General features: G+C 62.1%; 18 protein-coding genes. 6 read left to right on the top strand and 12 right to left on the bottom strand.

Going from position 1 to position 19,361, the window contains the following annotated elements:
* Window positions 1–18: 18 nt before the first annotated feature.
* Together lon and ACOEQ1_RS08380 are read right to left on the bottom strand one after the other, a co-directional pair.
* Complete coding sequence (lon, locus tag ACOEQ1_RS08385) at window positions 19–2,394, bottom strand: endopeptidase La (protein ID WP_419758807.1); 2,376 nt, start codon at window positions 2,392–2,394, stop codon at window positions 19–21.
* A complete protein-coding gene (locus ACOEQ1_RS08380; protein WP_419758806.1) occupies window positions 2,391–2,780 on the bottom strand; it encodes an Hsp20/alpha crystallin family protein in 390 nt (129 codons plus the stop codon). Before ACOEQ1_RS08380 ends, lon begins: the two co-directional genes overlap by 4 nt.
* 746 nt (window positions 2,781–3,526) lie before the next feature.
* Between ACOEQ1_RS08380 and ACOEQ1_RS08375 the strand changes: the two genes are divergently transcribed.
* Window positions 3,527–3,763, top strand: coding sequence for a DUF1127 domain-containing protein (locus tag ACOEQ1_RS08375; RefSeq protein ID WP_419758805.1), 237 nt, complete (start codon window positions 3,527–3,529; stop codon window positions 3,761–3,763).
* A 130-nt stretch (window positions 3,764–3,893) separates the two neighbouring features.
* Window positions 3,894–4,370: a DUF305 domain-containing protein gene (locus tag ACOEQ1_RS08370; protein ID WP_419758804.1), complete on the top strand. Its 477-nt coding sequence runs from the start codon at window positions 3,894–3,896 to the stop codon at window positions 4,368–4,370.
* Window positions 4,371–4,735: 365 nt separating this feature from the next.
* On the opposite strand, the gene ACOEQ1_RS08365 is transcribed toward ACOEQ1_RS08370, so the two are convergent.
* The gene (locus tag ACOEQ1_RS08365) at window positions 4,736–5,125 is read right to left on the bottom strand and encodes a hypothetical protein (protein WP_419758803.1); all 390 of its coding nucleotides are present in this window, start codon (window positions 5,123–5,125) and stop codon (window positions 4,736–4,738) included.
* 58 nt (window positions 5,126–5,183) lie between these two features.
* Here ACOEQ1_RS08365 and ACOEQ1_RS08360 point away from each other — a divergent pair, with 58 nt between their 5' ends.
* On the top strand, window positions 5,184–6,239 hold the full coding sequence (locus ACOEQ1_RS08360) for a 2,5-dihydroxypyridine 5,6-dioxygenase (protein WP_419758802.1): 1,056 nt from the start codon (window positions 5,184–5,186) through the stop codon (window positions 6,237–6,239).
* Window positions 6,240–6,305: 66 nt separating this feature from the next.
* Here ACOEQ1_RS08360 and ACOEQ1_RS08355 read toward each other — a convergent pair whose 3' ends face one another.
* The 4 genes from ACOEQ1_RS08355 to nikR all read right to left on the bottom strand — a co-directional run bounded on the left by ACOEQ1_RS08355 (window position 6,306) and on the right by nikR (window position 10,201).
* The gene (locus ACOEQ1_RS08355) at window positions 6,306–7,511 is read right to left on the bottom strand and encodes a M24 family metallopeptidase (RefSeq protein ID WP_419758801.1); all 1,206 of its coding nucleotides are present in this window, start codon (window positions 7,509–7,511) and stop codon (window positions 6,306–6,308) included.
* 151 nt (window positions 7,512–7,662) lie between these two features.
* Window positions 7,663–8,832, bottom strand: coding sequence for a PQQ-binding-like beta-propeller repeat protein (locus ACOEQ1_RS08350; protein WP_419758800.1), 1,170 nt, complete (start codon window positions 8,830–8,832; stop codon window positions 7,663–7,665).
* Between the two features lie 69 nt (window positions 8,833–8,901).
* Window positions 8,902–9,309 (bottom strand): copper chaperone PCu(A)C, encoded by a 408-nt coding sequence (locus ACOEQ1_RS08345; RefSeq protein WP_419758799.1) that lies wholly within the window; start codon window positions 9,307–9,309, stop codon window positions 8,902–8,904.
* Between the two features lie 433 nt (window positions 9,310–9,742).
* Window positions 9,743–10,201, bottom strand: coding sequence for a nickel-responsive transcriptional regulator NikR (gene nikR, locus ACOEQ1_RS08340; protein ID WP_419758798.1), 459 nt, complete (start codon window positions 10,199–10,201; stop codon window positions 9,743–9,745).
* Window positions 10,202–10,302: 101 nt separating this feature from the next.
* Between nikR and ACOEQ1_RS08335 the strand changes: the two genes are divergently transcribed.
* Together ACOEQ1_RS08335 and ACOEQ1_RS08330 are read left to right on the top strand one after the other, a co-directional pair.
* The gene (locus ACOEQ1_RS08335; RefSeq protein WP_419760661.1) at window positions 10,303–11,364 is read left to right on the top strand and encodes a HoxN/HupN/NixA family nickel/cobalt transporter; all 1,062 of its coding nucleotides are present in this window, start codon (window positions 10,303–10,305) and stop codon (window positions 11,362–11,364) included.
* A gap of 29 nt (window positions 11,365–11,393) precedes the next feature.
* A complete protein-coding gene (locus ACOEQ1_RS08330) occupies window positions 11,394–11,873 on the top strand; it encodes a metallophosphoesterase family protein (RefSeq protein WP_419758797.1) in 480 nt (159 codons plus the stop codon).
* Here ACOEQ1_RS08330 and ACOEQ1_RS08325 read toward each other — a convergent pair.
* The 3 genes from ACOEQ1_RS08325 to ACOEQ1_RS08315 all read right to left on the bottom strand — a co-directional run bounded on the left by ACOEQ1_RS08325 (window position 11,870) and on the right by ACOEQ1_RS08315 (window position 16,840).
* Window positions 11,870–12,391 carry a phosphate-starvation-inducible PsiE family protein gene (locus ACOEQ1_RS08325; protein ID WP_419758796.1) on the bottom strand — a complete coding sequence of 174 codons (522 nt, stop codon included), beginning with the start codon at window positions 12,389–12,391 and terminating at the stop codon, window positions 11,870–11,872. The genes ACOEQ1_RS08330 and ACOEQ1_RS08325 overlap by 4 nt on opposite strands.
* 136 nt (window positions 12,392–12,527) lie before the next feature.
* Entirely contained in the window at window positions 12,528–15,674 is a 3,147-nt protein-coding gene (locus ACOEQ1_RS08320; RefSeq protein WP_419758795.1) for an efflux RND transporter permease subunit, read from the bottom strand.
* A gap of 2 nt (window positions 15,675–15,676) precedes the next feature.
* Entirely contained in the window at window positions 15,677–16,840 is a 1,164-nt protein-coding gene (locus ACOEQ1_RS08315; RefSeq protein ID WP_419758794.1) for an efflux RND transporter periplasmic adaptor subunit, read from the bottom strand.
* A gap of 591 nt (window positions 16,841–17,431) precedes the next feature.
* Between ACOEQ1_RS08315 and ACOEQ1_RS08310 the strand changes: the two genes are divergently transcribed.
* Window positions 17,432–18,073 (top strand): hypothetical protein, encoded by a 642-nt coding sequence (locus tag ACOEQ1_RS08310; protein WP_419758793.1) that lies wholly within the window; start codon window positions 17,432–17,434, stop codon window positions 18,071–18,073.
* A 4-nt stretch (window positions 18,074–18,077) separates the two neighbouring features.
* On the opposite strand, the gene ACOEQ1_RS08305 is transcribed toward ACOEQ1_RS08310, so the two are convergent.
* Both ACOEQ1_RS08305 and ACOEQ1_RS08300 read right to left on the bottom strand, forming a co-directional pair.
* Window positions 18,078–18,554, bottom strand: a complete 477-nt coding sequence (locus ACOEQ1_RS08305) for a TspO/MBR family protein (protein ID WP_419758792.1) — start codon at window positions 18,552–18,554, stop codon at window positions 18,078–18,080.
* Between the two features lie 26 nt (window positions 18,555–18,580).
* The gene (locus ACOEQ1_RS08300) at window positions 18,581–19,357 is read right to left on the bottom strand and encodes a carotenoid 1,2-hydratase (protein WP_419758791.1); all 777 of its coding nucleotides are present in this window, start codon (window positions 19,355–19,357) and stop codon (window positions 18,581–18,583) included.
* Window positions 19,358–19,361 lie beyond the last annotated feature (4 nt).

The following is a 19,361-nucleotide window of genomic DNA, read 5'->3' as shown; positions in this document are numbered from 1 at the left end:
CGGTCGCCACCTCAGCGATCAGTCCTTCGCCGCCAGCCGAGGCTCCAGTAGCCCGATCGTTGGCGCGAGGGCGTCATCGACGGTGTCGAGCCAAATAAACCGGAGCGCCGCCTGGGCTCCGCTGGGAATGTCCTCGTAATCGCGGCGGTTGCGCGCCGGAAGCATCACCGTCTTGATGCCCGCCTGAGCCGCGGCGATGACCTTCTCGCGAATGCCACCTACCGGGAGGACAAGCCCGCGGAGGCTGATTTCGCCGGTCATGGCAATCGTCGGCGGAACCGCACGCCCTGTCATAACGGAAGCCAGCGCCACGAACATGGCGACGCCGGCAGACGGGCCATCCTTCGGCGTGGCACCAGCAGGCACATGCACATGCACATCTTTCTGGGTGAAGAGGTCGGCGTCGATCCCCATCGCGGCCGCGCGCGTTTTCAGAAGACTCATCGCCGCCTGTGCGCTTTCCCGCATGACCTCACCCAGCTGTCCCGTCAGGATCAACTTGCCGCTGCCCGGCATGCGGCTCGCTTCGATGAAGAGAATGTCGCCGCCAACCGGGGTCCAGGCTAGTCCGGTTGCGACACCTGCGATCGAGGCCAGCTGCGCCACCTCCGCGTCGAAGCGCCGCGCCCCGAGGATGCGCTCGACTTCGGCCGCATCGACATGGACGCGCGTGACCTCGCCCTCCGCCACCCGGACGGCGACGTTTCGCATAACGGCTCCGATCGTTCGTTCCAGGCTCCGCACCCCGGCCTCTCGGGTGTAGCCCTCGATGATGAGGGCGAGGGCGCCATCGTCTATGTCGACGGCCGTAGAGGTGAGGCCGTTCTCCGCCAGCTGGCGCGGGATCAGGTGGCCGCGCGCAATCGTCGCTTTTTCCTCGGCCGTGTAGCCGGACAGGGAGACGACCTCCATCCGATCTCTTAGCGGGCCGGGGATTGTGTCCAGCACGTTGGCCGTCGCGATGAACAGAACGCGGCTGAGGTCGAAGGGCACGCCAAGATAGGCATCTCGGAAGGTGGCGTTTTGCGCCGGGTCCAGAACTTCGAGCAGAGCAGAGGCCGGATCGCCCTGGAACCCTCCGGCGCCGAGCTTGTCGATCTCGTCGAGCATCACGACGCAGTCCCGCTCGCCGACGCGGCGTATCGCCTGGATGATGTTGCCCGGCATCGCGCCGACATAGGTGCGTCGATGCCCGCGGATTTCCGCCTCGTCATGCACCCCGCCGAGGCTGACCCGGACGAACTTGCGGTCCATCGCCCGAGCGATGGACTGGCCGAGCGAAGTCTTGCCGACGCCCGGCGGCCCGACGAAGCACAGGATCGGGCCCCGTCCGTCCGGATTGAGTTTCCGGACGGCGAGGAACTCCAAGATGCGCCGCTTGATCTTCTCCAGGCCGAAATGGTCTTCGTCGAGCACGCGACGGGCGACGGTTATATCGATCGGCGGCTTGTCCTCAATCCCCCAGGGCAACTCCGCCAGCGCTTCGAGGTAGGACCGGACCATGCCGGATTCGGCCGCACCCTCCGGCATCCGCTTCAGGCGCCGCAACTCGCGGTTCGCCTGGACGGCGACATCCTCGGGCATCCCGGACTGGTCCAGCTTGCGCTTGAGGTCTTCAAGCTCCGGCGCCTCGTCGTCGGATTCGCCCAGCTCCTTCTGGATAGCCTTCAGCTGCTCCCGCAGGAGAAACTCCCTCTGCCGTCCCTCCATGGCCGCACGGGTCTGCTGACCGATATCGCTCGAGAGCCGCAGCACCTCGTAGCGGTAAGCGAGGCGAGTGATCACTCGGTCCAGCCGCGGCAGAAGTGCCACGGTTTCCAGGATCTCCTGCTTCTCAAAAGGCGAGAGGTCCAGCAGTCCGGTCACGAAGTCCGCCAGCGCACCTGGAGGCTCGAGCGAACGCACCACGTTGGCGATTTCTGCGGGAGCCTGGTCGACCAGCTTGAGGAGGTCGAGCGCGCGCTCACGAAGTTGGTGCGCGCGGGCATCGATCTCCGGCGTCCGTTCGGTGGGCTCCGCCACAGGCTCGAACGCAAGGGATGGGAACGGCTCGGTGGCGAAGAAGGCCTGTGGCCGCAGCCGGCCGATCCCCTGAACGATGGCATTGTGAGAGCCGTCCCGCCCCGTGAAATAGCGGAGCAGGCGAACCTCCGTCCCGAAGGAATGGAGATCGCGAAAGGCGGGCGTCTCCGGAAAGGGCTCCCGCAACAGCACCACGGCGAGGTGCCGGTCCGTGCGCGCGGCCTCCTGCAGAGCCGCCGCGGCGCTTGGGCGACCAATGGCCAGCGGAACGACCGTGCCCGGCATGATAACCGTGTCCGTGACGGCCAGCAGGATCAGCGTACCGGCGGCGCTTGTCGCGTCAGCCTGAGCGGTGTCCGAAATATCCATCATCCGAGTTTCCGCATTGTCAGGATAAGGCAGCCGTCCTTGTGCTCCTGTCCCGCGAGCTTGTAGGCCCCCGGCGGGAGAGGCAGGCGGCGTTCGAAGCGGCCGTGGGGCAGTTCGACCCGATAGACGCGCGCGGGGCGCTGCAGGCAGGGCCAGCGGCGAGTGCCGCGGACAGTCAGTTCGCCGTTACCGAACAGAACATCCACGTCGTCCGGCGCCACACCAGGAAGCGCAATGACGATAAGGAGATCGGTCTCGGTCTCCAGCACGTCCACGGGAGGTTCCCAGGCGCCTGTCGTCGGGCCGAAACCCTCCCGATGAAGCCGGTCCGTGCGTGCGAGTATGGCCAGCATATCCGACAGGATCTCGTCGCGGTCAGGGCGAGGCATGACAAAACTCCATTCCCGACTGCACTTTGCCCGCTTCAAGGCGCGTAGGCGAACGCCGCTGAGAGGGTCCTAGGCTAGCAGTTGCTGCCGATGATCGGCGGCTCGATTGTAGCGTGGTAAGCAGGTTCTCGCATCACGCCTAGCTCCCGAACCTTACTTCGGCACCGTTCCATTGTCTTTCGGCTGGCTGGGATTGCCGGAAGCCGTGGCATAATTGTGACTAGGCGTGGCCTTGGTCACCGATCTGCTCGAGCCGGCATCACCGGATTTCGGCGGCTGGGTTGCCGTTTGCGCAAGGGCCAAGCTGGTAGCGGCCAAGAGGATGAGCCCGGAGGCCCCGGGAAGAACGTGAAGATGGCGCATTGTGCGGCTCCCTGAGTAGCGAGTGGTTACTCTCGCCCACAGACTTGGCGAGCCGTTACAGCCTTTCTCGTGGCTCATATGATCAAGTTTTCGAACCGGGGTGACGAGGCCACAAACGGCTGTAGACGGGCGCTTCCAGGAGCCGCCGCCGTCGGCGCTCATCGCCAAAAACAGCACAGCCGCCACACCATGCGCTACAGACGCCTCGCCAGAAGGCGCTTCGCCGGGATCGGAATTCCAAATCATCGGCTCCAAAAAGCGATCTGAGATGAGGACCGGCCGCTCAAGCCCCTCGTTACCGCCGTAATCCGTCGACGGTAAAACGTCATCAGAGAGAAGCGCGCAACCGTCAAACGAAGGCTCATAACGACGGAGTAAATACGATGATTGAACAGGTGAAGTCGGCTAGGCCGGCCTACATCGATCCAGTTGGCGATGCGATGCCGGTAGTCGGGTCGGTCCGCCGCAACGTTCTGAAGGTGCTGTTCCAAACGCTTTGCAACGGGATCTATCTCCACTGGTGTCGTACCCAATCCCGCAAGGAACTTAACGCTATGAGTGATGCCGCACTTCGAGATATCGGCCTCTCCCGGTGTCAGATCGACTACCTCGTCCGTTAGCCTCTGTTCAGAACTGTCATCCCGGCCGTGGCGGCAGAGACCCTCCGCCGCATGGTGCATCCCGACCCCGATCCGCGGTAACATGTCTTCAAGCGCTGGACGATCGCTGATGGAGAAGTAACTTCGGCGATTGTCGATCAACGAGCCGCGCGACTTGCGGCTGGCAGGAGGCTCCATGATTGTTTCTCACCCATATCTCCGGGCCGCGTTTGTTCTTGCAGTCGCAGCCGGCTCCGCTGAGGGAACGATCGCCATTCATAGCGCCTTTGCAGGCTCTGCGTCGGCAGTTTCGGCAGAGGCTCCATTCCTGGCCCAGAACCAGATTGCGATGGACAAGATGATGGAGGCCATGACAATCAAGCCTTCAGGTGATGCCGACAAAGATTTCGCGGCTATGATGATTCCTCATCATCAGGCGGCGATCGACATGGCCAAAGCGGAACTCCTCTACGGTCACAACGAGCAACTGCGTCGTATTGCGCAGAAGATCATTGTGGATCAGCAACAGGAGATCGTGGCAATGCGGCTGGCGATCGATCAACCTCTTCCCTTTGCAGAGCCCGCGCCCGACCGAAAAGGCACTCCAGGAGCTGCCTTGTCTCCCTAGTTCCTAAATTCGAAGTTTCGCGTGCAGAACGCGATACGGGGGTTGCTTGATTACAGTCGTGTTGATGTAGCAGGGGGCTGAAGCAAAAAGGTAGTTTGTCCCCGCTAAATCTCCATTTATCAAGTGGAGATTCTAAGTATGAACGCTTTTATTTTGACAGTGTTTTTCGTGATTGGCTCTTTGGTTTCATTGGCCGGGGGAGCTTGGATCGCTGGCGCCGCGGTTGTACACGCAAGCCAAGCTGCAGCGAACAACCTGTGCGAAGACTTACAATCGACCAACTATAGCCTCTTGTCCAATCTGCACTGAAGGGCAGCTCATATCCTGCTGGCATTGTTCCGACTGACATGAGCCGCAATCCTCAACTACAGCGTTCCGTAGGTGATGCCGAGCTCCCGGAGCCAGCGGCGATATTCGACGCCCAGCCGGTCCGTACGGTGGTGCATCTCGTCGCGCAAGTCAGTCGGGATGCGCTCCGGCCGCTGCGTCTCGACGATTTCGCTGTCCTGAGTGTAGACGACGTCCTGGCGCGGCAGCATATCCGCCTCGGTCAGATGCGGCGCGAAGTTGATGGCAAAGAGCACCCGCGCAATGCAGTTCACCTCATCGACAGGCTGCACGGTGAACAGCGTGGTGAAGCGGTCTTCAGGTGAGCCCAGTGAGGCGCGGGCAGGGTCGGCAATCTCCAGGCGCTTGGAGAAATAGGCGACGAGCGGCCGGAACGCTCGGTAGCTGTAGCCAGCGCGAACCGGCACGCCGCGAAAATCCCCCCTCTTCACGTCATCTGAACGAAGAAAGACATCATCCATGGCAATGAGCGACTCTGACATGGTCCAGGCCTGGACCAAGGTTCTGACGCTCTGCAAGCTCAAGCAAGGCGAGGTAGTGACAATCCTGACGGCGCCCGACACGAACCAGCAGACGCTGGTAACCGCCAGTATCGCCGCGGATGCGCTTGGCGCTGTGGTGAACCGCCTCGAACTTCCTCCCGTCAACGGCGAGCGTTCGCTCAGCCGCGACAAGCTGGCCTTTGTCGGAACAACACCGCTGACCGGCAACCGCGCCGCGCTTGCGGCGCTCAAGGCGAGCGACCTCGTGCTTGACCTGATGACCTTGCTTTTCTCGCCTGAGCAGCTGGAGATATTGCAGGGCGGCACACGCATCCTGCTTGCGGTCGAGCCGCCCGACGTGCTCGCTCGCATCGTGCCGACGGAGGCCGATCGCACGCGTGTGCTTGCGGCTGCAAGCAAGCTGAAGGCCGCGAAGGAGATGCACATCACGTCGGGGGCCGGCACCGATTTGCGTTGCGCGCTCGGCGAATACCCGCTGCTGGAGGAGTATGGCTTCGCCGATGCTCCAGGCCGCTGGGACCACTGGCCGAGCGGCTTCATCGCGACCTGGCCGAACGAAGGCGGAGCCCACCGCCGTGTTGTGCTCGATCGCGGCGACATCCTGCTGCCGATGAAAACCTATCTGGCGGCGCCAATCGAAATGGAGATCGAGGGCGGCTACGTCACCTCCATCGCCGGCGCCCTCGATGCCGAGTTGCTACGCGACTACATCGAAAGTTTCGCCGATCCTGAGGCTTTTGCCGTATCGCATATCGGCTGGGGCCTGCAACCCAAGGCACGATGGTCGACCCTTGGCCTGTATAACCGCGAAGCCACTATCGGTATGGATGCTCGCGCTTTCGAAGGTAACTTCCTGTTCTCCCTCGGGCCGAACACAGAGGCGGGCGGCACGCGCGATACCCCCTGCCACATCGACATTCCCATGCGCGGCTGCACGGTGGCGCTCGATGGAGAGGCCGTCGTGGCGCGAGGACAAACCCGTGACACGAATATCGCCCGGGCAGAGGCCGCCGATTGATGGGTCGCCTTTGATGCAGGGCGACAACGACGACCCGCACGACGGCAGTCGCGCGTCTTCGGCGTGTTACCTTGGAGACCGGCCCCGGTTCCAACCGCGGCCGCCATCTCCGAAACCGACCCAGCCGCTGTCGGTCACGGCGACGGTGTCCTCAAGCTTGATGTATCCGCGCGACGGGTGAAGCATGGTGGTCTCGATCGAGATGACCATTCCCGTCTGCAGCGGACGGTCCTCGTCATAGCCTGGATAGGGCACAAAGCCAGTGCTGGTCAGCCGTGGCGCTTCGTGGCTGATGATACCCATCCCATGCGCTGTGAAGTGCGTGAACGAACTGATTTTCGAGCGCTCGAGCAATGCCAGAGCCGGGTCGAAAATGTCTCCACCACGAGCCCCGGCCTTGATCGGCTTGCGGGCAGCCATCTGGATCGCGTCGATCTCGCCAAGTAGGTCGACAAGCTCGGTGTCGGGTTCCCCAAGTATCCCCATGCGGCAGACGTCACCGATGTAGCCTTTATAGTTGCCGCCGGAGTCGACCGACAACACATCGCCCTCGCGCAGCGCCTGGTCGGACGGTGCGCGATTGTGGCTCGCTCCAGCAGTGATCAGGCAATATTCGAACGTCATGCCGCGAGCGACTTCCTCACGCTTCAGCGCCTCGACCATCTGCCGCTTCGTGTCGCCCGGGCCATGGGTAGAGATGACGACCATCATCGCTTCAACGACCTTCTCTGAGGCCTCACGCAATAGGGTCAGCTCCTTGGGTGTCTTAATCGCCCGAAGCCGCTCGAGCGGAACCAGGGCGTCGTCGAATGTCGCGTCGGGCAGCGCAGCCTGAAGGGCAAGGTAGGCATCAGCGGGCAGGAACGCCATCTCCACACCGATCCGCTTCCCCGCCAGGCCGAGTTGACGGATGTGGTCGGCAGCGAGCTGCGCGGAGGTTTGGCTGCTCCAGCTCTTCGTCTGAACGGACGGCATCCAGAACTTGCCCAGGTCTCGTTCGTATGACTCCATTGCGTTGCCGATGTAGCCGCTATCGTCGAGCCGGCCCTTCGCATAGACGATCACAGGAAGGTATCGGCTGACGCCGATCGCATCCATCCCGTCGAAGAAAAAGAACCTGTAGCCACCCAGGAGGTACTGCACGTTGTGCTTGCTCGTCAGAACCAGAACGTCGAGCCCCGCCTCGTCCATCAGCCGATCGAGATGGTCGGCATCGAACGGGAGATTTCGACGATTAACGGCTCTATCCGAAGTTGCTCCCGCGACGTCCATGGCTGTTTACCCACCGTTTGTTATTATGAAGTCATTGACAGTCTGGTTTGCCCGCGTGTCAACCGCAATCCCAAGCAGTTGAAACGTGCGCCGTTGCGGCGATCCGCAGGTCGCGCTGGTGCGAGGTCATGCCGACAACCGTGGTTGGCGGTCAGTCCAGCGCCATGACCTCGCCGCTGCTCGTTGCCACGTTGACGTGCTGTCCGCTGACGATCGGCAACGTGACCACGGCTTCGGTGCTGTAATCCCAGAGCGGCTTGCCGGAACTCGCGTCGAAGGCGCCGATCCTGTGGTCGCCGATTTTCAGGACCACAGCCTTTCCATCCTGCCATGCGACTGGCGGTGAAAACGGCGTCCCGTCGAGATTGGTCTGCCACACGAGTGTTCCCTTTGCGGCATCAAGCCCGATGAGCTGTCCTGCCCGATTGTCGACCACCACAAGGTGGCCCAACAGGATCGGCGCATGTTCTGCGTAGTCATCCATCGCGTACTGCCAGACCGTCTGGCCGTTCTTGATGTTGAGCGCGTAGAGATTGTGATCCTCCGAGACGGCGTAGGCGACGTTGCCCGCGGTTACGGCGGCGTCGTCGATCGCCCCGCTCGCTCCGAAGTTCCACAGCTGCTTGCCGGTCTTCAGGTCAAACCCGTCGATATTGCCGCCCTGGTCGCCGATGACGACGACGTCTCCGGTGACGGCCGGGGCGGCGGTGAACGCGTAGCCGGTTGTGCTGGTCCAGAGCGTCTTTCCGGTCTTCGCATCGAGGCCATAGATGTTCCGGTCAGAGGAACCGACGACCACGACGCCATTTGCCGCTACAGGTTTCGTCAGCAGGGCGCCGTCGCCGTCGAAGGCCCAGAGCCGCTTGGACGGCGCCGCGCCGTTTGGCTCGAAGGCATACAGGCTGTGCCCGTCGGTCTGCGCAAAGAGCAGGCCGCCCGAGAGGGTCGACTGGTAGCTGCACATGCATTCCGGCGGCTGGTCACGCGTGTATTTCCAGATCAGCGCACCCGTTTTCGCATCGATCGCTCGCATGAAATGCATGCTGCCGACGTCGGACGCAACGAAAACCTGCGTTGGGCCCACGGTCGGCGGGATAGCGATCGAACCCTGCGTCGGGAAGGACCAAAGCGGCTTTCCCGTACGGCCGTCGATGGCAAAGACATTAGGCCCGCTGGACTGTGTGCTGGTCAGGTAGACTTGGCCATCCCGTTCCTGCGGCGTGTTGTAGACCGGGACTTTGATCGTGGTCGACCAGACGGTCTGCGGCGCGGAGGCGGCATGTGCAATGGTCACGAGACCAGGAGCTATCAGGAAACCCATCAACAGAGACTGCATCAAGCGAGACATGGCCGGTTACTTTCCGTTCGTTGCGTGTTGCCGTGAGAGCGGTCAGGGCGACATCTTTGTGCTGTCCGTGGCGTCTGCCGGTGCGCCGGCCGTCATGGGTTGCACGGTCACCGTGGTCGTGATGCGGGTGCCGTTGGCGAAGGTGAGCGTGAGCGGGAAGGTCTGCCCCACCGAAAGTGGCTGCATCATGCCTACGAGCATGATGTGATAGCCACCGGGGCTGAACCTGATCGGTGAACCCGGCGCGACAGCGAGCGACTTGACCGGCAGCATTTCCATCATGCCATTCTGCATCAGGCTCTGGTGCATTTGGGATTGTGCGGCAACAGGCGTGCTGACGTTCACAAGGCTTGTGGGTGCGCCGCTATCCGTGATCGTCACGTAGATGACCCCTGCCATGGCGGCTGACGCTGTCGGCCGCGACCAGGCGCTGGAGGCCATCAGTGTCATGGCATCGGCTCTGGCGGCCGTGAATGAACCTGGAGAGAGTAGGGTGGCGCCAAAAAGAAGTGGACTTAAACCCCCCAAACTTCGGCGCATCCTGCAGGTCCTTGGGGGCTGGTTGTCAGGTAACATCATGAGGGAGATCTGCCTCGGTGACGGCAGCAGCGCCAGGAGGTGACCGTCAGGCGCCATCAGGTAGAGGACGAGACTGTGGTTGATCCCCTACGGGTCCGCCTCCTGTGGAAGAGGCAACGGGCAGCGTAGCGCCGAGTGCCAAACGGCTCGCCAGGCCAGAACCCATCAACGCCAGGAGCAGCAGGCGGCGACTGGGGCTCGAGCGGGTGGAACAACCGCGTCATGGCTCGAGACATATCACGTCGCAGCCAAACACCAAGCTTTCGACCCGCCTGCGCGAAAGTGTTATCGTGAGTGTCTCCGGCTAGAGCGCTTCATGACCGTGTCCTTGGCCACCGGGCTCATGGCTGTGACGATGCTTCGTCACTTTTGCCGGGATCATGTGCAGGTTGGCGTGGCGCACCCCGCGTTGTGCCGTCAGGCCGTCCGCCAGCCTCTGGATGGCATCTGCGCGGCCACGCAGAATGCTCACCTCGAGACAGCTGTCATGATCGAAGTGGATGTGCGTCGTGGCGATACCAAGCTCGTGATGATCATGCTGCGCCGCAACAATCCGCTGTGGCAGGTCGCGGATGGAATGGTCGTATACATAGGTCAGGGTGGCCACACAGAGCGAGTGTCCCTCGGCGGCATGGTCCCGCTTCGCCGATTCGCGGAGAAGTTCGCGGATGGCCTCGGAGCGACTTGGGTAGCCTCGTTTGTCGACGAGCGCGTCGACCGTCGCGAGCAGCTCATCGTCGATCGTGATTGTGATCCGCTCCATTTCGCCGCTCCATCAGGCGTGATGCTTAGTATGATTAACCTGTATTTACATCATACCCAGGCATCGCTAGGGGTGCAAACGACGGTAGCGAAGTGGATGCCATGTTGGAGGTCATCAGGCGCGTGACCATTCATGCGGGTTGGAGCACGCGCGGCAGGATCGGCGGCATGTACTTGCTTCTCGGTGCTGCTAACGTCGGGTTATGGGTTCTCGCCTTGGCGACGTTCCGCCATTACCCCGTCCTCCTCGGCACAAGTTTCCTGGCCTACAGTTTTGGTCTTCGCCATGCGGTCGATGCCGACCACATCGCCGCCATCGACAACGTGACCCGCAAGTTGATGCAGCAGGGCCAGCAGCCGGTCGGGGTCGGTTTCTTTTTCTCCCTCGGTCATTCGACGATCGTGTTCGCCCTTTCGGCCCTGGTCGCGGCGACGGCGATCGAGGTCAAATCCCGGTTCGGCGCGTTCGAAAACTTCGGCAATATTGCGGGCACCCTGATCTCGGCGTTCTTCCTGCTCGCGCTGGCTGTGATGAACATCCTGGTCCTGGTCTCGATCGTGAGGACCTTCCAGAGGGTGAAGGCCGGCGGCGTTTACATCGACGAGGATCTCAACCTGCTTCTTGGCCGACGCGGCTTTTTCGGACGCTTGTTCCGCGGGCTGTTCCGCCTGGTCAGCCATAGCTGGCAGATGTATCCGGTCGGTGTCCTGTTCGGGCTTGGGTTCGATACAGCCACCGAGGTCGGGCTGCTCGGCATCTCGGCCGCCGAAGCCTCTAAAGGCCTCCCGATCTGGTCCATCATGGTCTTTCCCGCGCTGTTCGCCGCGGGCATGGCGCTGGTCGATTCCACCGACAGCATTCTGATGCTCGGTGCCTATGGTTGGGCCTTCGCCAAGCCGTTGCGAAAGATCTACTACAACATCACGATCACGACGGTGTCGGTGCTGGTTGCGCTGATCGTGGGAGGCCTGGAAACCCTCGGGCTGATCCAGGGCGAGTTCGGTCTCTCAGGATCTTTTTGGGAGCCAGTCAGGTCGCTGAACGACAACTTCGGGATGCTGGGCTACGTGATCATCGGGATCTTCGTGGCGAGCTGGATACTGTCTGTCGTGCTTTATAAAGTCAGACGCTACGACGAGATCGAGGTCACCCTGGCTGAATAGTCTGGTCGGTCGGGGGAGGCGCTGCAGAAATGGCTCGCGCGTTAATTGTCGGTCTCATCTCCGATACCCACGGGCTTCTCCGGCCCGAGGCGCTCGACCTGCTCAGAGGCAGCGATTTTATCTTACACGCGGGGGATGTCGGCAATCCGCAGATCCTGGAGGAACTTGCACGCCTCGCGCCTGTGACGGCTGTGCGCGGTAACATAGATTCGGCCGGCTGGGCCCAATCGCTACCGGAACACGATGTTCTTGAGGTCGACCCTCGCACGCGCCTCTATGTTCTCCACCGGATCGAGGATCTCGATCTCGAGCCTGCAACGGCTGGCTACCATGCCGTCATCTTCGGCCATTCCCACAAGCCGAGCAATTATCGGAAGGACGGCGTTCTCTACGTGAACCCCGGCAGCGCCGGTCCACGTCGTTTCGCGCTGCCGATCTCGGTTGGTCGTCTTCACGTGCAGGAAGGAGGCGTCTCCGTGGAGCTGATCGAAATCGAGCGAAAGGGCTAAAACTCTAGCTTAACCGGTTCGTGTTTCGCGTCCTTCGACTTCCAAGACACGGGCCGCTCCATCCGCCGCATCGCGTAGATTGCACCGACCAGAACCAGGAGAAGAACCCCGAGCAGCGCCAACTCCACCATCGACGCTCTGAAGAGGCTGGCATTGAGCGGCGTCCAGGCGCCGGGCTTGGTCATCTGGGAGGTTCCCAAGGTGATCACCAGGATCCGCCGGATGCAGGCAATGATGGCAACGATGAAAAAGGGCTCGGCGACGATCGCGCCTTCCTTGATGGACGCGCCGACCGAATGGAGAAGCTCCACCAGCATCAGCACGAATAGAAGCCGGTCGATCACGTTGAAAATCGGGGTCGAGCCGCCGCCGCCGACGATGCCCGTAAACAGAAGAACGACCGCCTCGACCAGCGTCACAACCGCCGCGACCGCAAGCAGTGCCGCGACCGCGAGATAAATGCCCCGCTCGGCGAGGCGGATCACCTTGGCGCCAGGCGGAACTTCATTCTCGCTCATTAGGACCGGACCCTCTGCCCTGATTGCCGCCCAGTGTGCCTCAGCGTGCTGGCTGAGGAGCCTTAGCGGCTTCCATTGGCGAAAGGACAGGAAGAAAGCGCTTCTTTTCGGAAAAAGAAGCAAAAACTTTCACCGGCTAGTCTGCGGCGACCTTCTGCTGCTTCTTATGCTTCGCCTTTCCGGACAGCCGCTCGGTAATCTTCTCGGAAATCACGAACAGCGGCGGGATGAACAACACGCCCACGAACGTCGCCAGGATCATGCCGCCGAACACCGTTGTCCCGATCGACCGGCGGGCGCCCGCGCCGGCGCCTGTCGCAATCACGAGCGGAACAACACCTATGATGAACGCCAAGGCTGTCATCATTACCGGCCGGTAGCGTGTCCGCGCGCCTTCCTCGGCTGCCGCCTCGATGGTGCCGCCGCCCTCTTCCAAACGATCTTTCGAAAACTCGACGATGAGGATGGCGTTCTTCGCGGCAAGTCCGATCAGCAGCACCAGGCCCACCTGCCCATAAACATCCAGCGGCATGTTGCGGACCCACAAGGCCATCAAGCCCCCTAACAGGGCGAAGGAGACCGGTAGGATCACGGCGAAGGGCAGGAACCAGCCCTCATACAGCGCCACCAGAAACAGGAAGGAGAAGACGATCGCGAAGAGGAAGGCCGAACCCTCCTGACCTGCCGCCAGCAACTCCTGATAGGTCATGCCCGTCCACTCATAGCCGAAGCCCTTGGGCAGGTGCTTGGCCGCCGCCGCCTCCATGGCCGCGATCGCCTGGCCGTCGCTGTAACCTGAATTGGCCTTGGCGTTGATCAGGACGCTGGGATAGAGGTTGTAGAGGACCAGCGCATTCGCCCCCTGCACCACCTTCACCGTCGCGATGCTGGTGATCGGAACCATGGCACCGCTGGTGCTCGGCACGTAGAGCTGGTCGATGTCGCTGATCTTGCTGCGGAACTGCTGGTCCGCCTGCACGATCACCTGAAACACGAAGTTCTTGTAGTTGAAGTCGTTCACGTATTGCGAGCCTAGGTAGGCCTGCAGGGTGTTGTAGGCTGTCTCGGGCGAGACGCCCAACAACTCCGCGCGGTCCGGATTGACGGTCACCATGACCTGCGGCTCGCTGTCGGAGAAGCCGGAGAAAGCCGAGCCGATCTGCTTGCTCTGGTTGGCCGCCAGGATCAGGTTGCGGGAGACAGAGGCCAGCTGCTGGTAGGATCCGCCGTTCTTCGCCTCCAGCACGAAGCTGATGCCGCCTGTGGCGCTGACACCCGGAATCGAGGGCGGGTCGAAGGCCGAGACATCGGCCGACGGCAACGCCGCGAGCTTCGGCTTGATCTCGGCCATGATGGCAGAAGCGGACTCGCTCGCGCCGCGCTTGCTCCAGGGTTTCAGGATCGCGATCATCAGCCCGCCATCCGCTTCCTGCGCGCTGGTGACGATGCTGTAGCCAGATACGCCGATGACATTGGCGACGCCGGGCGTCTTGCGCAGCATGGTGCTGACCGTGTCGATCACGCTGTTCGTGCGCTCCAGGGAGGCGCCATTCGGCAGCTGCACGTTCAGGAAGAAATAGCCCTGATCTTCGGCCGGCAGAAAGGCCGAGGGTGTTACCCGGAAGAAGAGGTAGGACGCGCCGAAGACGACGAGGAGGCCGACCACGGGGATCAGCAGCTTGCGCGACAGAAATCCCACCGTATCGCCATAGCGGTCGCGTGCGTAGTTGAAGCCGCGGTTGAAGACCTTGAAGCCGACGAAGCGGGTCGGCTTCGGACGCCGCAGCATAAGAGCGCAGAGCGCCGGGCTCAGCGTCAGGGCATTGATCGCGGAGATGACGACGGAGACCGAAATCGTCGTCGCGAACTGGCGGTAGAGCGCGCCGGTCACACCCGAGACGAACCCCACCGGTGCGAAGACCGCGACCAGGATGAGCGTGGTCGCCACCACCGGGCCGGTGATTTCCGCCATCGCCTTCTCGGTCGCCTGGGCTACCGAGAGGTCTGGATTCTCATCCAGATTGCGGGTCACGTTCTCCACCACCACGATGGCGTCATCAACCACCAGGGTAATGGCGAGCACGATGGCGAAGAGGTCGATCGTGTTGGCGGAATAGCCGAGCACGTAGAGGATGGCGAAGACGCCAATGAGCGAGACCGGTATGGCGATGGTCGGGATGATGGTCGCCCGCCAGTCCTGCAGGAAGAGGAACACCACCGCCACGACAAGCACCAGGGTGATGGCGAGGGTCCGCAGGATCTCCTCGATATCCGCGCTCACGAAATTCGTCGCGTTATAGACGACGGTGTATTTCATCCCCTTCGGGAATTCGCTCGCCATGCCGGCCACGGTCTTTTCCACCTGCGAGGAGACGGCGAGGGCGTTGGCGGTCGGCGATTGATAGACCGCCAGTGTTGCCGACGGGAGATTATCGAGTTGCGAGCCCGTGTTATATTGTTGCGATGCAAGTTGCACGCGGGCGATGTTGAAGAGGTGCACGATGCCGCCGCTGGCGTTCGTCCGGATGACAATATTCTTGAACTGCTTGACGCTGGTCAGTTCGCCGGGCGCCAGCACGGTCAGCTGCTGTTGCTGATCGTTCGGCCCCGGCGGTTCTCCAATTTGCCCGGCCGAAACTTGAATGTTCTGCGCCTCAATTGCCGCGATCACCTGCGCCGTGCTGATGCCGAGCCCCGTCATCTGGATCGGGTTGAGCCAGATCCGCATCGCATATTCGCGCTCGCCGAAGATCTGGGTGTTGCCGACGCCGGGGATGCGCGCGACGATCTGTTGCAGATGCATATAGGCGTAGTTCGAGATCGTCAGCTGATCGAGCGATTTGTCCGGCGAATATAGATTGACTGCCAACACGAATGTGCTCGAGGCGGCACGGACGGTGATGCCTTCCGACTGCACCTCGCCGGGCAGCTGCGCCTCCGCGATCTGGACGCGGTTCTGCACGTTGACTTGGTCGATGTTCGGGTCGGTCCCGAGGGCAAAGGTGACGGTCAGTGAGTAGGTGCCGGAGCTCGCACTGGAACTTTGCATATAAAGCTCGCCGGGCGCGCCGTTCACCTGCTCTTCTATTGGCTCGGCGACCGTGTTGACGATCGTCTGGGCGCTGGCGCCGGGATAGGTGACGCTGATCGTAACCTGGGGCGGTGTGACGTTCGGGTACTGCGCGACCGGGATCGCGGAGAGCGAGACCAGACCCGCGAGCGTGATGACGATCGCGATGACGATCGCGAAGTTCGGCCGATAGATGAAGAAGCTGGAAAACATGATTACTGGCTATCGGCGGACGTGGCTGAGCTGTCATTGGACTGGCTCGGCGACGCGTAGGTGACGCTGACTGTCGACCCTACCTTGACCTTCTGGATACCGTCGACGATCACGTCCTGCCCGACGGTGAGCCCGGACTTGACGATGTAATTCTGGTCGATCTGGTCGCCGATCGTCACGGTCTGCTGCGTGACCTTCTTGTCCGGGCCAACAACGAGCACGAACGAACTGTTCTGGTCGGTCTGAATGGCCGCAACGGGCACCAGCAAGGCTTCCTTCGGCTTTGCGGGCGCGACCTGGACCGAGACATAGGCGCCCGGCAGGAGCAGTCCGCGCGGGTTGGGGAAGTCTGCGTAGATATTGACGGTGCCGGTGCCGGTGTCGACCTGATTGTCGAAGAAGGCGATCCTCCCGGTCTGCGGATAAGGCTTGCCGTTCGGCAGGTCGAGGTTGACCTTGAAGTTCGGATCGCCACGCTCGTCCTGCTGTATTACCGAGGAATGTGTGGAGTAGAGCAGCGGGCTATCGGTGCTGACCGCGAAGACGACCCGGATCGGGTCGAGCTGGTTGATGGTGGCGAGGGCCGAGGTGCTGGGCGTCACCAGATTGCCCTTGGTCAACGAAATATCGCCGATGCGTCCGTCGATCGGCGCCGTGATGGTGCAGTAGCTGAGATTAAGCTGCGCCAGCGCAATGGAAGCTGTCGCAGAGAGAATGTTGGCCTGATCCTCGTTGCGCGTTGCGAGATTCTCGTCGAGCGTTGATGTGGGCGAGAAGCCGCTATTGTTCAGATGAAGCGCCCGCTCATAGGTCACGTTGGCATTGGCGAGAGCTGCCTGCGCCGAGGCGAGATTGGCTTCAGCCGTCTGCAGAGCCGCCTGATATTGCGCCGTCTGCAGCTTGAACAGAACCTGGCCGGCTTTCACATCACTGCCTCGCTTGACCGTTACCTGATCGATGAACGCGGTGACCCGCGGCACCAGCTTGACAGACTGGATAGCGATGACGTGTCCGATGTAGCCCAGGCTGGTTGAGACATTGCTCTGGACGACGGGTGTCACGACCACCGATGGCGGTGGGGTCGATGCCCGCGCCTGCACGCCGATGCTTACCGCCGCCAGCGCCACTGCCACAAAAGCCGCGCGCGGCGATCGATTCGTTACCACAACTCTCTCGTCCCGTTCGCTTTGATGGTATCTCGACATTTAGACGCGTCACGCAGGGAGCGTCACAGCCAGACGAGATCGAGGCACAAGCGCCACTTAACATAGAGGCCGGCGGGGTGCTTCTGGAGAAACGTAACAGACTGTCTCTGACACGATGCCGAGCAGGAAGACTCTATCAGCACGAGCCTTCAGTTCCCGAAAACGTGATGCCGGACATCTCGCTTTCGGTAGTTCATGACATAGCTGTGAACATTTTCCTCAGACAACCATCTTAGATTGCCGCTGGCCACCAAACGATCTTCGGTAACCGGCTGACGCAGCAAGGCGGCTTTGAGACCGCGCGAGCGTATGACCACTGTGCACCGTTCGCGGATTGTGGGGTTGTGCTGTAACACGCGTAGGGTCCACCGCATCGGTTGCCCCGGCTGGGCGCAAAGCGTGCTTCTTGAACGTTCACCTGGGAGAGAATGCTTTACGCATAATACTCATAACTTCGGACGAGGAAGCGGCGCTGGGGGTGTTCGTGCACAAGATGGTTAGTTCGAGTTCTGCCACACACGGCGAGACTTCCGGACAGGAGAACGGATCATCGTGCTGAACGATCCCACGCCCACTACGTCATCAAACACGTTTTCGCCGGCTTTCTCACCGCTTGCGGCTGACGGACAGCTTACGTCACTGGTTGGTCATACGGTGATCGCCGCTAACGGACTTGTGAGCGCATGGGCACAGCTTTACGCGGCGATCTCGGGGCATAGCCTGCCGTTCGTGGCCTCGCTTTTCGACAAATGGGCCCGAGAGAATGTCCAGCGTGAGCGAACGTCCAAGCTCGCACGCGAATTCCTTCAGAAACTCCCGCGTGAACTTGAGCATGTGGAAAGTTTATTGACGGAAGCAGAAGCACTGGGGCGGGAGCGTGATCTTCTTGTGAGCCAGCCCTGGAGTCTTGGGCGGCTGGATGAACCTGCCGGGGAAGGCGCGATTCCGGTGGTGCAAAGCGATGTCGCTATCGAGCGAGAGGTTCAGTTCGCGGCGCTCCTCAGCGGCCTGCACAATCTGCACGCCGAATTGTTGCGGACAGTGGAAGACTTCAAGCGGTCGCGAGACCTGGAAAAAATCCGCGTTCTAAACCGCAGCGCAGTTGTGGCGGCTGAATTCAAATTCGGCCGGAAGACCGCCCGGCCAAAGTCCGGCCCGCGGCACAAGGAGTGGCGGCAAGCGCTGGTGGCCTAGTCGTTCAGGTATTACGCCGGTAGAGATCGCCGCTGAGAAACGTCGCGAAGCTGACCCAGCCGAGCAACGGCAGCGTCATGGCAGCGGCAGGCTTGTCCACATGACTTGCATTGAGGGCTGTGCCGGCAGCGGCGGCTAGCATCGCGGCGGACGCCATCGTGCTCTGGCCAAGGCGCCTTTTCCCGAAGAACAGATATGGAAAAGCCGCCAGACCGATGAGGGTGCAACCCCACGCGCCCAGCGCCTTGTTTCGTGATGGCACAGGTGGCTGACGCAGCAGCCGGTAGCCGGTTGCGACCAGCAGGCTCTCCAGCACTCCCCAGGCCACGCCTATGACCGGTCCAGGCGGTGTGTAGCCGGGCTTGCGGAGGCGCGCATACCAGAACGCCGTGCTTGGCCGTTGCGGCCCGTTCTGGGCCCCGAGAAGGGCGGCGGCGAGAACCGCGGAACTGGCTACGATTGCAGCGGTGCTTCTGTTCATTCGTCGCAGGTTGGAGCGGCGACTGGCTACCACAAGGCCCGCGGCATCCGGAATGGCAGCATCAACTGCGTCCATGGAGCGGCGAAACGCGTCAGATCGACACTTTCATGAATGGCCTCGGCGTCCACGCCCAGCAGGCGCGTTTGCACCACGGACCGCGCATAGAAGGGCGCGTCGGTCAGCGTCCGGGCCACACGCGCCGACCCGCTCTCCGCTCGCGTGAACCGTGGAAGCCGCCAGCGCGTTCGAGGCAGAGCGACCAGCGGTGGCGAGGCGATCGGCGTTACGCCGCCGTTGCGAGCGATATGGATGGCAATACCTCGATCGCCGCCTGTGCGCGGAAACGTGTCGTAGAGGATTGCAGTTTCACCGTCCGGCATCACCGCGCGCGACCAGTCCCAGCGGTGAAAGCCTGCTTCCAGCGGCTCGTCGCCGTCATTGCTGTCGAGGTAGCCGGTGCCCGACCAGCGTAGGGACGGCTGGTCCAGCACCACCTCCACCCGCGCACGCGGCGCCATCGGCCGCCAGCGATGCCGGCCGCCGTCATCGAGGGTCGCCGAGAAGCCGGTCAAGGCGTCCGGCGTTACCCGCACCTCGCCCCGGATCGGTCGTGGCAGAGGGACGCCGGTTTCGCGGATTTCAATGACGAGGCTCGTCCCGTCCCAGCGCAGGTTGCTTGGCCCAATCGCCAGTGAGCCTGTGTCACGGCGGACCGAGGCGCTGCCGCGCTCGGTCATCGCCCAGCGCCCGGGTCGCCCGTAAAGCGCGACGTTCAGGGCTGCATGCGCGAGAGGGTTGGCCATCGCG

The sequence above is a fragment of the Acidisoma sp. genome (assembly GCF_965199065.1).
In the GTDB taxonomy this organism is placed as follows: domain Bacteria; phylum Pseudomonadota; class Alphaproteobacteria; order Acetobacterales; family Acetobacteraceae; genus Acidisoma.
This window is presented reverse-complemented; position numbering and strand designations above follow the sequence as displayed.